Source organism: Thetidibacter halocola (assembly GCF_018224955.1).
GTDB classification, from domain to species: domain Bacteria; phylum Pseudomonadota; class Alphaproteobacteria; order Rhodobacterales; family Rhodobacteraceae; genus Thetidibacter; species Thetidibacter halocola.
On the sequence record NZ_JAGTUU010000002.1, the window covers coordinates 102361 to 116817 of the forward strand.

Here is a 14457-nt window from a genome sequence, read left to right on the forward strand (position 1 = left end):
ATTAAGCGGATTTTCACCGCGTTCGGGGCAGTGTTTCGCGCGAACAGGAGGATAAGCATGAACCTGAGGGAGCTGCTGGCAGAGGAACGGCGCGCACGACTGGCCGCCGAACGCCTGCTGGAGCTCAAGCAGCAGGAACTGACCGCCGCCAACCGCAAGCTGCGCGAGCATTCCAACCGCCTCAGCCACGAGATCATCGAAACCCGGGCCGAGGTCGAGGAGGTCCGTGACGAGAACAAGCGTGTCCTGCTGCAACTGGGCGAGGCGACCGAAAAGATCGAGCTGGTCGAAGGCCAGCTGTGGCAGGCGCTGGAAACCATCCGCGACGGATTCGCCCTGTTCGACGCGGATGGCCGGATGGAACTGGCCAATGCCGCCTACCTGTCGGTCTTCGACGGCGTCGAAACGATCGGACCGGGCGCCAGCTATGGCCAGGTCCTTGAGATCATGGCCGAAGAGGGAATCGTGGACCTTCAGGGCGAAAACGCCCGCGAATGGCAGATCCGCATGATCGAACGCTGGCAGTCAGAGCCGATCCCACCGGAAACCCTGCGCCTTTGGAATGGCCGCTTCATCAAGATCCAGGATCGCCGTCGCCCCAATGGCGGCTTTGTCACGCTGGCCGTCGACATCACCGAGCTGATGCGCATGTGGTCCGCAATCGAGGAACTGCCGGACGGCTTCGTGATCTTCGACCCGGACGACCGACTGCTGATGTGCAACCAGCAGTATCGCGACCTCTACCGCCTCAGCGCCGAGGCGATCCAGACCGGCGCCACGTTCGAACAGATCCTGCGGTATGGCCTGGCGCATGGCCAGTATCTGGACGCCAAGGGGCACGAGGAGGAATGGCTGGAATCCCGGCTGGAACAGCACCGCATCGCCACGCAGGAACTGGAACAGCAGCTGGACGACGGGCGCTGGTTGCGGGTCTACGAACGCGAGACCCGCGATGGCGGGCGCGTCGGCCTGCGGGTGGACATCACCCAGATCAAGCAGAACGAGGTCCGCCTCAAGGAAGCGATGGAAAAGGCCGAGGCCGCGAACCGCGCCAAGTCTGCCTTCCTGGCCAACATGAGTCACGAAATCCGGACGCCGATGAACGGCATCGTCGGCATGGCCGACCTGATGATCGACACCGACCTGGCCGAGGAACAGCGCCTTTACCTGGAAACCATCCGCAGCTCGGGCGAGGCGTTGCTGGTCATCATCAACGACATCCTCGACTACTCCAAGATCGAGGCTGACAAGCTGCAGTTGCACCCCGAGCCCTTCGATCTGGAACGGGCGATCCACGAGGTCGTCATGCTGTTGCAGCCCAGCGCCCGCGACAAGGGAATCGCACTGCTGGTCGATTACGACATCTTCCTGCCCACGCGGTTCACCGGCGACCCGGGTCGGATCCGGCAGATCCTGACGAACCTGCTGGGCAACGCGGTGAAATTCACGCTGGAGGGAAATGTGACCGTTCGTGTCGTGGGCTTTGTCGACAGCGACGACACGGCCGCGATCCACATCACGGTCGAGGATACCGGCATCGGCATCCCGCCCGACAAGATCGAGCACGTCTTTGGCGAGTTCAACCAGGTCGAGGACGAGCGTAACCGCAAGTTCGAGGGTACGGGCCTCGGCCTGTCGATCACCCGCCGCCTGGTCGAACTGATGGGCGGCGATGTCTGGGTCGAGTCCGAGTTGAACCAGGGCAGCTGTTTCGGCCTGCGCCTGATCCTGCCAATCGAGGAACAGGCCGCCGACATCTCGGGCCGCATCCCCGAAAACATCCGCCGCGTGCTGATCGTCGACGGTCATTTCGCCAACCAGACCCTGCTGGCCAAGCAGCTGGGCCTGCTGCGGATCGATACCACCGTGCGGCAGACCGCCGCCGAGGCGCTAAAGGACCGCGGCGGCGACGCCGACCTGGTGATCGCCGACGCCGATCTGCCCGACATGCCCGGCAGCGACCTGGCGCGACGCCTCTGGGCTGCGGGGCGGCGCGTGCCCGTCATCCTGCTAGCCGACAACCCCGGCGCGGTCGTCTTGCCGGATGACGGGTCGATTCTGGCGTTGCTTCAGAAACCGCTGTCGCGCAAGGCGCTGATCGAGACGCTGGCGGGCCTGTCGACCCCAGCGAACCAGGCGGCGCCGCAAGCCGAAGCGCAGGAAGCGGCGCCAGAACCCGAGACGCCAGAAAACGACAGGCCGCTTATCCTGCTGGCGGAGGACAACAAGACCAACCAGCTTGTTTTCCGCAAGATGGCGGCAGGGTTCGATATCGAGCTGGTCATCGCCAACAACGGGATAGAGGCCGTGGCCGCCTACCAGGAGCGGCGTCCCGACCTGATTTTCATGGACATTTCCATGCCGCAGATGGACGGCAAGGAAGCCACGCAGGCGATCCGCGCGCTGGAGGGGGATGGACCGCACGTACCCATCGTAGCCGTCACTGCACACGCCATGACCGGCGACCGCGAGGGGATCATCGAGGCGGGGCTGGACGACTACCTGACGAAACCGCTGCGCAAGGCCGAACTGGCCTCAAAGCTGGAGCGCTACCTGCCCGCCGCCCCGGCAGCGCAGGACCTGGCGGGCTAGGCGACGGTCTTCACCACCCTATCGGCAGTCAAGCGGCGCTTTGCGCTTCGGCCGGGCGGACAAAGACCGGGCGGTCGGGCGTGCTCATCTCTTCCTGCCAGACATAGCCGCCGAGGTCGAAGTCGCGCAGCCCCTCAGGATCGGTCAGGCGGCGCTGGATGACGAAGCGCGCCATCGACCCGCGCGCGCGTTTCGCGAAGAAGCTGACGATCTTCGGACCCTGCGGCTTGTCCTCCATGAAGACGGGGGTGATGACCCGCAGCCTCAGCGCCTTTTCCGGCACCGCGCCGAAATACTCCTGGCTGGCGCAGTTCACCAGCACGTCGGCGCCCAGCGCCTGTCCTTGCGCGTTCAGCGCCTTGGCGATCTGGTCGCGCCAATAGGCATAGAGGCTGTCACCGCGCCGCGTCTTCAGGCGCGAGCCCATCTCCAGCCGGTAAGGCTGGATCGCGTCCAGCGGGCGCAGGATGCCGTAAAGCCCCGACAGGATACGCAGGTGATCCTGTGCCCAGTCCAGTTCCTCGGCCTCGAGCGAGCCGGCCTCGAGCCCCTGGTAGGTGTCACCGGCAAAGGCAAAGGCGGCGGGGCGCAGATCCTCGGGGCCGGGTTGGTCGGTGAAGGCCTTGAACCGGTCGCGGTTCAGCCGCGCCAGGTCGTCGGACAGGTCCATCAGCCCCTTGAGATCGGACAGGGTCAGGTTGCGAGCGGTCTTGGCCAGCCGCAGCGCATCCTCCTCGAAATCCGGTTTGGTCATGGTCTCGGGCCGCTCTGCCCAGTCCAGCCGCTTGGCCGGGGAAATCACCACCAGCATGATCGCCTCTCCGTCTGTGTCGGGGGTGGAACCTAGCCCGCTGCGTGCAGGACGTCCAGAAAGGCCATGCCGAAACGCTCGGTGCGCTTGTCGCCCAGGATGCGTTCGACGCCATCGGCATCCGAAGGCCGCACCTCGGCCAGCTTGGCCAGCTGCGAGGCAGAGCAGGTCAGCGGTTTCTCGGTGCCGTCGGGCCCGCGCATCAGCGCGGCCTGCGCCTCCATCAGCGCGTCGTAGATCGCGCCGGCATCACGCCCGGCCAGCTTGCGCCGTGCCGGGTGCACTGCCTCGGCCTCGCCGTTCAGCACCTCGAGGAAAGCGGCGCCATAGCGTTCCAGTTTCTTCGCCCCGACCCCGTTGATCCTCGCCATGTCGTCCAGCGTTGCCGGTCGCGTCTCGGCCATCTCGATCAGGGTGCGGTCGGGAAAGATGACATAGGCGGGCACGCGCGCCGCCTCGGCCAGCGCGCGGCGCTTTGCCTTGAGCGCGGACAGCATCGGCGCGTCATCCTCGCCCACCAGTTGCTTGACCGCAGGACGGTCGGTGGCGCGGGCCAGCGTGTCGCGGCGCAGGTGGATGGTTTCCTCGCCGCGCAGGATCGGGCGGGCGCGGTCGGTCATCACCAGCGCGCCGTGGCGTTCGGCATCCGGGCGCATCAGGTCCAGCCCCATCATCTGCCGGAACACCGCCTGCCACTGGCCCTGCGACAGGTCCTTGCCCACGCCGAAGGTCGGCAACGCGTCATGCCGCCATTGTTTCACCTTGTCGGTGGCCTTGCCGCGCAGGATGTCGATCAGGTGGCCGGTGCCAAAGCGTTCCTCGGTCCGCAGCGCGGCGGACAGCGCCTTGCGCACGGCCTCGGTGCCGTCGAAGGTCTCGGGCGGGGTATCGCAGAGGTCGCAATGACCGCAGGGCTGGGCGGTTTCACCGAAGTAGGCCAGCAGCGCCACGCGGCGGCAACCCTGCGCCTCGGCCAGGCCCAGAAGCGCGTTCAGGCGGCCGTGATCGGCGGCGCGACGTTCCGGCGGGGCCAGCCCCTCGTCGATCTGGGCGCGGCGCAGGCGGATGTCGTCGGCCCCATACAGCGTCAGTGTCTCGGCCGGTGCACCGTCGCGCCCGGCGCGGCCGATTTCCTGGTAATAGGCCTCGATGCTCTTGGGCAGGTCGGAATGGGCAACCCAGCGGATATCGGGCTTGTCTACGCCCATGCCGAAGGCGACCGTGGCGCAGACGATCAGCCCATCCTCGGTGGCGAACCGTTCCTCGACCGCGCGGCGCGGCTCGGCCTCCATCCCGCCGTGGTAGAAGGCGGTCGGGTGCCCCTCGTCGCGCAGGGCCTGGGACAGAACCTCTGTCCGCGCGCGGGTGCCGCAATAGACGATGCCCGATTGCCCCCGGCGTGCGGCGGCAAAGGACAGTATCTGATTGCGCGGGCTGTCCTTGGGCTGAAAGGCGAGGTGAATGTTGGGCCGGTCGAAACCGCGCAGGAAGCTGCGCGGTGCATGCCCGTCGAACAGCCGCGTCACGATCTCGTCGCGCGTTTCCTGGTCGGCGGTCGCGGTGAAGGCCGCCAAAGGCACGTCCAGCGCGCGGCGGAGTTCCCCGATCCGCAGGTAATCGGGGCGGAAATCGTGGCCCCACTGGCTGACGCAATGTGCCTCGTCCACGGCGATCAGCGACACGCCCGCGCGCGCCAGCATCCGCTGTGTCCCGCCGGAGGCCAGCCGTTCCGGCGCGAGATAGAGCAGCTTCAGCTCGCCGGAATGGAGCGCGTCGAACACCGCATCGTTTTCCTCGGGCGTGTTGGCCGAGGTCAGCGCCCCTGCCGCCACGCCCGTCTCGATCAGGCCGCGGACCTGGTCGCGCATCAGCGCGATGAGCGGAGAGATCACCACCGTCACGCCGGGCCGCAGCAGCGCGGGCAACTGGAAACACAGCGACTTGCCGCCGCCCGTCGGCATGATGGCCAGCACGTTCTCGCCGTGTGCCACGGCCTCGACGATCTCCTCCTGCCCGGGGCGGAAGGCGTCAAAGCCGAAAACGTCGCGCAGCAGGGCTGCGGCGTTGGTCATGTCTCGGGGCATGGGCCTGTCGGTTTTGTCCAGATCTGCTCTGGTTTTGACAATCACATACTAATGATTGATGAATCAAGCCGTTTAACCACCTGCCCCAAACGGACGGGCGGCCCGACGCCGGTCCCTCGCCACGGTCAGTAGCTGTAGAAGAAGCCCGCGTTGTTCGCCAGGATGATGCGGATCGCGTAGACCGCGATAAGCGCCAGCAGCGGTGCAAGGTCGAGCCCGCCCATCGCCGGCAGGATGCGGCGGATGCGGGAATAGATCGGTTCCAGCAGGCGGTTCAGACCGTCCCAGATCTGCGAAACCAGCGGCTGGCGCAGGTTCAGCACCTGGAAGTTGATCAGCCACGACATGATCACATGCGCGATGATGACGAACCACACGATGTCGAGGATCAGCATGACGATCATGAACAGCGATTGCATCGAAGGGTCCTTTCCCTGTGTCCGGCCGCGCAACAGGTAAGCGCATGACCGTCAAAGGACAAGCCTGCCGCAGGGTCTTGGTTGACGGCGCCACGCGAAACGCGCAGGGCGCGGGCGAAAGGAGCCGCCCATGTATCCCATCGTCCGCTTTGCCAAGGATTCCTTCCGCACCGCCCGCATGCCGCGCATCGGCCTGTTCGAAACGCATGTCTCGCGCCACCTATGCTGGCCGTGGGACATCGACCCATGGATGGAGCTGAACAACGGCCGCACGCTGACGCTGTATGACCTGGGCCGCATCCCGCTGGCCATGCGCACCGGCCTGATCGACACGCTGCGCCGCGAGGGCTGGGGCCTGACGGTGGCGGGGTCAGTGGTGCGCTATCGCCGCCGCATCCGTACATTCGACCGGTTCGAGACGCGCTCGCGCCTGATCGGCTGGGACAACCGGTTCCTCTATATCGAGCAGAGCATGTGGAAGACGGATGGCGAATGCGCCAGCCACGCCCTGTTCCGCAGCGCCATCACAGACCGCAACGGCATCGTCGCGCCCGAGCGCATCGCGCAGGCGATGGGTGTCGATCCGGTCTCGAAGCCGCTGCCAGACTGGGTGGAGGCCTGGATCGCCGCCGAGGATCAGCGGCCCTGGCCGCCGATGCAGGACGACCTGCCCCCTGTCGCCTGACACCCGGCCCGCTCTTGCCGCTGGACAGACTGCGCCTGCCGGGGTTTGATCCCGGCAACTCACAAGGGGGCAGGCATGGCGGGAACGGACCGCAGGAAACGCATCTGGGGATGGATGTTCTTCGATTGGGCGCAACAGCCCTACGCGACGCTTGGCCTGACCTTTGTCTTTGCGCCCTATTTCGCCGCTGTCGCCGCCGAGTGGCTGACCGTGCGCGGCGCGGCCGACCCGTCGAGCCAGGCACAGGCGATGTGGTCGTCTGCGCAAACGCTCTCGGGCCTGTTCATCGCGCTGTCCGCGCCGCTTCTGGGCGCGTGGACGGATGCGACGGGGCGCAAGGTGCCGTGGATCAAGTCCTTTAGCATCGTCACGGTGCTCTGCGCCGCGGGGCTCTGGTTCCTGACGCCGGACGGCGGCAACATCCTGCTGGTGCTGGCGCTGTTCTGGATCGGCTTCACCGCGTCGGAATCAGCCTTCAACCTGAACAACGCGCTGCTGCCGGGCCTTGGCACCCCGCAGGAAATCGGGCGGATCAGTGGAGGTGCGACCGCCTTTGGCTATTGGGGCGGGGTTCTGGCGCTGTTCGCCGTGCTGCTGTTCTTTGCCGAGAACGACAGCGGCAAGACGCTGATCGGCATGGCGCCGGCATTCGGCCTCGACCCGGAGACGCGCGAGGGCACGCGGTTCACCGGACCTTTCATCGCGATCTGGTTCGCGCTGTTCATGGTGCCCTATTTCATCTGGTGCCGCGACCCGGACGATGCGACGGGCAGCCGCCCGGAACTGGGCGTGGTCCTGCGCGATCTCTGGCAGACCATCAAGCGCGTGGCGCGGCAACGCTCCTATGGCAGCTTCCTGCTGTCCTCGATGTTCTACCGCGACGCGCTGACCGCGCTTTACGCCTACGGCGGCATCTACGCCAAGCTGGTGTTGGGATGGGAGATCATCCAGATCGGCGTCTTCGGCATCATCGCCGCCATCGCTGCCGCCGTGCTGTCCTGGGTCGGCGGCATCGCCGACCAGCGTATCGGTCCGAAGCCGGTCATCATCGGCTGCACGATCATGCTGATCGCCGTCTGCACCGTCATCGTCGGCATGAGCCGGGAAAGCCTGCTGGGCATCCCGCTGGCCGAAGGTTCGGCCATCCCCGATCTCCTGTTCTACATCTGCGGCGCCGTGATCGGCGGGGCGGGCGGCGCTTTGTATTCCGCGTCGCGGTCGATGATGGTGCGCCATATCGACCCCGAGCGCGCCGCCGAGGCGTTCGGCCTGTTCGCGCTGACCGGCAAGGCGACGGCTTTCCTTGCCCCCGCGCTCATCACCGTGTTCACGATCTGGACACAATCGAACCAGTTGGGCTTTTTGCCAGTGATCTTCCTTTTCCTGATCGGTCTGGCTCTGCTACGCTGGGTTCACCCGGACGGAGCAAGAGCAGTATGATCCGAACGATCGTTACCCTGACCTTCATCGCCGCGCTGGCGGCCTGCAGCGGTGGTCCGCGCGACATCTCTGGCGAGCGCATGGCCGCGCCCGCCCGGACGATCGACCCGGTCCTGTCCTCGAAAGAGGCTCGGCAGCTGTTCGGCGCGAAATCCTCGCCTTCCGAGCACAACCCGGCCTCTTATGGCGGCTATGCCAAGGGGTGCCTCGCCGGAGGCATGCAACTGGCCGATACCGGCCCGACCTGGCAGGCGATGCGTCTCAGCCGCAACCGCAACTGGGGCCGTCCGGAATTGGTGGACTTCGTTCAGGACCTCAGCCGCAAGGCCGCGCAGCAGCCGGGCTGGAGCGGTCTTTACGTCGGCGACATGAGCCAGCCGCGCGGCGGCCCGATGCTGACGGGGCACAGCAGCCACCAGATCGGGCTGGATGCCGACATCTGGATGCTGCCCGCCGACAAGCTGAACCTCAGCGTGGCCCAGCGCGAAAACATCTCGTCGATCTCGATGCAGCGGGCCAGCGGCGCCTATGTCAACGACCGCTGGACGCGCGCCCATCACGAGATCCTCAAGGCCGCGGCCAGCGATCCGCGCGTTGCCCGCATCTTTGTCTTTCCCGGCGCCAAGGCGCAGATGTGCAAGGACGAGACCGGCGACCGCGCCTATCTGCGCAAGATCCGGCCTTGGTGGGGCCACCACTATCACTTCCACGTCCGCCTCAGCTGCCCGCGCGATGCGTCGGGATGCGTCGACCAAGACGCGCCGCCGCCCGGTGACGGCTGCGCCGAGGCGCAGGACTGGGTGAACCGCATCCTGAACCCGCCACCGCCCGATCCGAACGCCAAGCCCGCGCCGCCGCGCCGCCAACTGACCATGGGGGATCTGCCAGCCCAATGCGCCGACGTGCTTGCGTCGCGCTAGGCGCGGCCCTTCTGGCGGGCTGCATGGGTTTCGCACCGGCCGACGACCGTGCGTCTGCGCGGGCGGAGTTCCTGCAGAGCTTGGTCTGGCCGACAAGAGAGCACGGGGCAGGCGGGTTTTCCGGGCTGGACGTGGATGCTGACGGCCAGCACTTCATGGCGATCAGCGATCGCGGCACGATCCTGTCCGGGCGCTTCATTCGCGAGGCCGGTCGCATCACAGGCATGGAGGCGACTGCCACCCAACCGCTGCGCGCGCCGGACGGACACATCCCGAAGGATCACATCCACGATGCCGAAGGCCTTGCGCTTTCCGCCGACGGCGGGGTCTTCGTGTCCTACGAAGCAATCCACCGCATCCGCGATCACCGCGACCCGCAGAAACCGCGCAGAATCCCGAGACCGAAGGAATTTGCCGCGCTGCCCGGCAATGGCGGCCTCGAGGCACTGGCCGTCGACGCGGCCGGGCGGCTCTACACCATGCCGGAACGCTCTGGCCGCCTGAACGAACCCTTTCCGATCTGGCGCTTCGATGGCACATGGAGCCAGCCCTTTGCCCTGTCCCGCAGCAACGGCTTTCTGCCTGTCGGTGCAGATTTCGGGCCCGACGGGCGGCTCTACGTGCTGGAACGGGCCTTTCCCGGTTTTGGTTTTCGCAGCCGGGTGCGCAGTTTTACCGTTACGGACACTACGCTGGGCGATGAACGCATCGACGTGAAAACCCCGGTCGGGCGGCATGACAACCTCGAGGGGCTGGCCGTGTGGCGGGATGCGACGGGCGCGATCCGGCTGACGATGATCTCGGACGACAATTTCCGCAGCTTCCAGCGGACCGAAATCGTGGAATACCGGCTGCCTCTACCGTGACGCCGACGCGGGTGGACAACCGTCGCACCCTTGCAACAGGGCGCGATCCCCGCTAGACGCCGCCCGTCCGGCGCGGTGCCGGGCCAAGTCCCCGCAACCTTGCAAAAACGGGTTTCAACATGACGCGCAAACACCTGCCCGGCATCCTTGCCATGGCGGCCATTGTCCTGGCCTCCAACATCCTCGTCCAGTTCCTGTTCGGCAACTGGCTGACTTGGGGCGCCTTTACCTATCCGCTCGCCTTTCTTGTCACCGACCTGATGAACCGCCTGTACGGCCCCTCTGCCGCGCGCCAGGTGGTTTTCGCGGGCTTCGTCGTCGGCGTGTTCTGCTCGCTCGTCGGCACGCAGATCATGTTGCAGGGCGATGGTTATACCTATCCGGCAGTCACGATGCGGATCGCGCTGGGATCTGGCCTTGCGTTCCTGACGGCGCAACTGCTGGACGTCGCCGTGTTCGACCGGCTGCGCGCGGGCGCCTGGTGGCGGGCGCCGCTGGCCTCGACGCTGATCGGATCGTCGGTGGATACCGCGCTGTTCTTCACCATCGCTTTCTCGGGCAGCCTGAGTTTCATCGAGCCCGGAAACGACGTTTCCTGGGCCGGCGAGGTGCTGCCGCTGCTGGGCATGGGACCCGAGGCGCCGCTATGGGTGTCGCTTGCCGTCGCCGACTGGAGCGTCAAGCTGGCGCTGGCACTGGTCGCCCTGATCCCCTTCCGTGTGATCGTTTCGCGGGCGACGGAAACGAAAATTTTAGCCTGAGTCGAAAAAACACTTTGTGGTTTCCGGTACCCATGCCAACATCATCTTGCGTTTCAACAGCTGAAAGGAGGTGATCCAGTGTCTAGAGAAGCATTGGAGAAAGGTGTCGGAACAGTTCGTGAGGTGACGCTTTAGGGCAGCCCCTGGGGCCGAAAACTCCGAATTGGCGAGCAGTGTCTAACCGACCCCCGCCTCCGAATTCTCGAAGGGCCGTCCGAAATCCAGGGCGGCCCTTTTCACGTCGCCCGTCCTGCCTTACCTGACCCATCATGCGCATCACAGACCAGATACGGATCGAGGACTGGGAACTGACCGAACAGTTCATCCGCGCCTCGGGGCCCGGCGGGCAGAACGTCAACAAAGTGTCGACAGCGGTCGAGTTGCGCTTTGAGGCAGAGCGGTCACCCAACCTGCCCGGCCCGGTCAAGGCCCGGCTGAAACGCTTGGCAGGCCGGCGCTGGACCAAGGAGGGCGCGCTGGTCATCCAGGTCGACGAGACGCGCAGCCAGGCCCGAAACCGCGAGATCGCCCGCGACCGGCTGGCAGAACTGATCCGTAAGGCGCTGGAAAAACCCAAGCGGCGCATCCCGACCAAACCGACCTTCGGTTCGCAAAAGCGGCGGCTTCAGGCAAAGAAGGAACGCGGTTCGGTCAAGTCGCTGCGCGGCAAGGTCGATCCCGAGACCTAGGAACCCGCGTTCCGGTTGGTGAGCCGTCGATCCGGCGGCTACGCGACCTTGCCAGGGTTGAGCCGCAACACGCTGGCGTTCAGCGCGCCCGCGATGCTGACCCAGACGAGGTAAGGCACGAACAGAAGACCCGCGATCCAGTCGACAGACCAGAGTGCGATCATCGTCGCCGCCACCGACAGCCACAGCGCGGACAGCACGATCAGGCCAAGACGGATCTTGCGCAGCCCGAAAAAGACCGGAGTCCAAAGCCCGTTCAACGCGATCTGCAAAGACCACAGCGCCATCGCAAGGCTGTTGCCCTCGGCCAACGCCACGCGGGCGCCAGCGGTAGCCATGCACAGGTAGAGCGTCGTCCAGGTTACTGGAAAGACCCAGTTCGGCGGGGTCCAGCGCGGTTTGGTCAGGTCGCGATACCATTGGCCCGGCGGAAAGAGACCACCGGTCGAGCCCGCCGCGAAGCAGGCCGCAAGGAAAACCGCGAAGAGAATCCAGAACATCTGTGTCAGCTAGCGCGTGCACGGTCCTGCATCAAGCCATTCATTCGTGACCGGTCCGTCGCGGCCAATTGCGACAGCGCGGAAATCAGCGCCTCGGCGCGGCCCGCCTCGGGCGCACCGCGGGCGGCGGCATTCACCAGGAAGGCAACCTCGGGCAGCGGCGGGGCATACAGCGTCGCCGGGCTGGGCGTCACCGTGCTCAGCGCGGCGCGAATCCCGGCCTCGGCCAGCCACAGCAACTTGCGTGGCTTCGACGTATGCGCGCGGGTCGTGATCGAGTCATATCCTGCCGCCGCGACCTTGCCGCCGATCCCGGCATAGATCAGACGCGCGGCGTAGATCCCGGGTCGGCAAGCTCGCGGCAACACGGCGATGCCCGCCTCGGAGCGGTAATAGAGACTGTTTGCCCGCATCACCAGCCGCCGGGTCATCGTCCGGATTTCAGGGAGGGGGCGCGGATCGGCCAGGAAACCGTCAGGGTCTATCCCGGCCTCTTCCATCCAGTCGAGCGGCAGGTAAAGCCGCCCCTCGCGCGCGTCCTCGCCCACGTCGCGGGCAATGTTGGTCAGCTGCATCGCCACACCCAGATCGCAGGCTCGGGCCAGCGCGTGCCGGTCGCGCACGCCCATCAGCACCGCCATCATCACGCCGACCGCACTGGCCACACGGGCGGAATAGGCGACGACATCGGAGAAGCTGTCATGTCTGCGACCCATCGCGTCCCAGGCCAGCCCTTCGAGCAGGGCATCGGGCAGCGCGCGGGGCATCCCGGTCTGCTCGACCATCCGGGCAAAGGCCCGGTCCGGCGCGGTGTCGCGGGGGCGCCCTGCATAGACCAGGTCCAGACGCCGTTCCAGCTCCAGAACGGCCGCCGCCTTTTCCTGCCGCAGGTCGACCGCATCATCGGCCAGCCGGCAAAAGGCATAAAGCGCCAGCGCGGGTTCGCAGACGCCGCGCGGCAACAGCTTGCTGGCGGCATGAAAGGACAGAGACCCGTGGCGGATCATCTCTCGACAGGTGTCCAGATCCGCCTGCGCAGTCATTCCGCCGCCACCTTCAGATCGGACGCGACATATTCGGGGTCGGGCACCAACTGGCTGAGCACCTCGGCCGACGAGATCACGCCGGGCAGGCCCGCGCCGGGATGCGTGCCCGCGCCGGTCAAATACAGGCCCTTCACCTCTTCCGAGACGTTGTGCGGCCGGAACCAGGCGCTTTGCAGGATGCGCGGCTCGATCGAAAAGCCGGTGCCGTAGGGCGTCAGATAACGGTCGCGGAATGTGTCGGGGGTAAAGGTCTCCTGCTCGGTGATGCGCTCGGCGAAACCGGGGATCAACTGCTCATCGAGGATCTTCACCATCCGGGCGCGATAGGCCGCGCCGATCTTCGACCAGTCGGCAGGGTTGTCATGGCCAAGATGCGGCACCGGAGACAGGACATAGAAGGTATCGTCGCCCTTGGGCGCACAGCTGGGGTCGGTGACCGAGGGACGGTGGACATAGAGCGACATGTCATCCGAGACCTTGCCCTTGATGAAGATGTCGCGCACCAGCCCCTTGTAGCGCGGGCCGTTCAGGATCGTGTGGTGGCCCACGTCCTTCCACATCCCTGCCGTTCCCTTGGTGCCGAAATACCAGACATAGAGACCCATCGACCAGCGCGACCTCTTGAGGCGCGCGGGGGTCCAGCGTTTGCGCGGCGTGTTGCGCAACAGCCGATCATAGGTGAACCCGGCATCGGCATTCGAGACGACGACCTGCGATCGCAGAAACTCGCCGCCCTTCAGGCGGACCCCTGTGGCGCGGCCGTCGCGGACGGTGATCTCGTCGACCTCTGTCCCCATGCGCATCATGCCGCCCTGGGACTTGATGACCTCGCCCATGACGCGGGCCATCTCGGCGACGCCGCCCATGGCATAGTGGACGCCGAATTCCTTTTCGAGGTGACTGACCAGGATATACATCGACGTCACGTTGAACGGATCGCCCCCGATGAAAAGCGGATGGAAGGACAGCGCCATGCGCAGGCGCTCGTCCTTCACCCGCCGCGCGGCATGGGCATAGACCGACCGGTCGGCGCGCAGCATGGCGAATCGGGGCAGCACCTCGATCAGGTCGCGCAGCTTGTGCATCGACCGCCGGCCCAGGTCCTCGAACCCGAACCAGTAGCGGTCCTCGCTATCCTTGAGGAACCGCTTGTAGCCCTCGACATCGCCGGGAGACAGGCGGCGGACCTCGTCGATCATCGCGTCGGTGTCCTGCCGCGCGGTAAAGCGCGAACCGTCCGGCCAGCGGATTTCGTAAAAAGGATCGAGCGGCCGCAAATCGACCTCGGCGTGGAATTGCCGCCCGCAGGCGGCCCACAATTCCTTGAAAATCTGCGGCACGGTCACGATGGTGGGGCCCAGGTCGAACCGATGGCCGCCCTTCCAGATGGCCGACCCGCGTCCGCCCGGCACGTCCAGCCGGTCGATCACCGTCACGCGATACCCCCGCGCCCCCAGGCGCATGGCCGAGGCGAGACCGCCCAGGCCGGCACCGATGACGACAGCATTGGCCCGCGCTGGCGTGAAATCTGCATCGAGACGAGTCATACTGTCAGCCTATCAGTGTAAACTAAACTTGACAATGCAGCACTATGTCTCAAAATCAAGGACAGAATGCGCTTGATGCCTGAGAATAGGATGTCAC

General features: G+C 65.9%; 13 protein-coding genes. 7 read left to right on the forward strand and 6 right to left on the reverse strand.

Features of this window, described 5'->3' with window-relative positions; genetic code table 11:
* Positions 1-57: 57 nt before the first annotated feature.
* Positions 58-2592 (forward strand): PAS-domain containing protein, encoded by a 2535-nt coding sequence (locus KB874_RS04750; protein ID WP_212535412.1) that lies wholly within the window; start codon positions 58-60, stop codon positions 2590-2592.
* 28 nt (positions 2593-2620) lie between these two features.
* On the opposite strand, the gene yaaA is transcribed toward KB874_RS04750, so the two are convergent.
* The 3 genes from yaaA to KB874_RS04765 all read right to left on the reverse strand — a co-directional run bounded on the left by yaaA (position 2621) and on the right by KB874_RS04765 (position 5906).
* Complete coding sequence (gene yaaA / locus KB874_RS04755; RefSeq protein ID WP_212535413.1) at positions 2621-3403, reverse strand: peroxide stress protein YaaA; 783 nt, start codon at positions 3401-3403, stop codon at positions 2621-2623.
* A gap of 32 nt (positions 3404-3435) precedes the next feature.
* Positions 3436-5487: a DNA helicase RecQ gene (gene recQ, locus KB874_RS04760; RefSeq protein ID WP_428849228.1), complete on the reverse strand. Its 2052-nt coding sequence runs from the start codon at positions 5485-5487 to the stop codon at positions 3436-3438.
* A gap of 125 nt (positions 5488-5612) precedes the next feature.
* On the reverse strand, positions 5613-5906 hold the full coding sequence (locus tag KB874_RS04765; RefSeq protein WP_212535414.1) for a YggT family protein: 294 nt from the start codon (positions 5904-5906) through the stop codon (positions 5613-5615).
* Positions 5907-6036: 130 nt separating this feature from the next.
* Between KB874_RS04765 and KB874_RS04770 the strand changes: the two genes are divergently transcribed.
* The 6 genes from KB874_RS04770 (at position 6037) to arfB (ending at position 11267) form a co-directional block, all read left to right on the forward strand.
* Positions 6037-6591, forward strand: a complete 555-nt coding sequence (locus KB874_RS04770) for an acyl-CoA thioesterase (RefSeq protein WP_212535415.1) — start codon at positions 6037-6039, stop codon at positions 6589-6591.
* Positions 6592-6666: 75 nt separating this feature from the next.
* A complete protein-coding gene (locus KB874_RS04775) occupies positions 6667-8031 on the forward strand; it encodes an MFS transporter (protein WP_212535416.1) in 1365 nt (454 codons plus the stop codon).
* The gene (mepA, locus tag KB874_RS04780) at positions 8028-8951 is read left to right on the forward strand and encodes a penicillin-insensitive murein endopeptidase (protein WP_212535417.1); all 924 of its coding nucleotides are present in this window, start codon (positions 8028-8030) and stop codon (positions 8949-8951) included. The genes KB874_RS04775 and mepA overlap by 4 nt, the downstream gene beginning before the upstream one ends.
* Before the next feature lie 23 nt (positions 8952-8974).
* Positions 8975-9817: an esterase-like activity of phytase family protein gene (locus KB874_RS04785; protein WP_249200279.1), complete on the forward strand. Its 843-nt coding sequence runs from the start codon at positions 8975-8977 to the stop codon at positions 9815-9817.
* A 119-nt stretch (positions 9818-9936) separates the two neighbouring features.
* A complete protein-coding gene (locus KB874_RS04790) occupies positions 9937-10578 on the forward strand; it encodes a queuosine precursor transporter (protein WP_212535419.1) in 642 nt (213 codons plus the stop codon).
* Positions 10579-10847: 269 nt separating this feature from the next.
* The gene (arfB, locus tag KB874_RS04795) at positions 10848-11267 is read left to right on the forward strand and encodes an alternative ribosome rescue aminoacyl-tRNA hydrolase ArfB (RefSeq protein WP_212535420.1); all 420 of its coding nucleotides are present in this window, start codon (positions 10848-10850) and stop codon (positions 11265-11267) included.
* A 38-nt stretch (positions 11268-11305) separates the two neighbouring features.
* Here the strand turns inward: arfB and tspO are convergent, their stop codons facing one another.
* Genes tspO through KB874_RS04810 form a run of 3 tightly spaced genes read right to left on the reverse strand, consistent with a single transcriptional unit; the run spans position 11306 to position 14360 of the window.
* Complete coding sequence (gene tspO / locus KB874_RS04800) at positions 11306-11767, reverse strand: tryptophan-rich sensory protein TspO (protein WP_212535421.1); 462 nt, start codon at positions 11765-11767, stop codon at positions 11306-11308.
* A 5-nt stretch (positions 11768-11772) separates the two neighbouring features.
* Entirely contained in the window at positions 11773-12810 is a 1038-nt protein-coding gene (gene crtB / locus KB874_RS04805) for a 15-cis-phytoene synthase (protein ID WP_212535422.1), read from the reverse strand.
* Complete coding sequence (locus KB874_RS04810; protein ID WP_212535423.1) at positions 12807-14360, reverse strand: phytoene desaturase; 1554 nt, start codon at positions 14358-14360, stop codon at positions 12807-12809. Before KB874_RS04810 ends, crtB begins: the two co-directional genes overlap by 4 nt.
* Positions 14361-14457 lie beyond the last annotated feature (97 nt).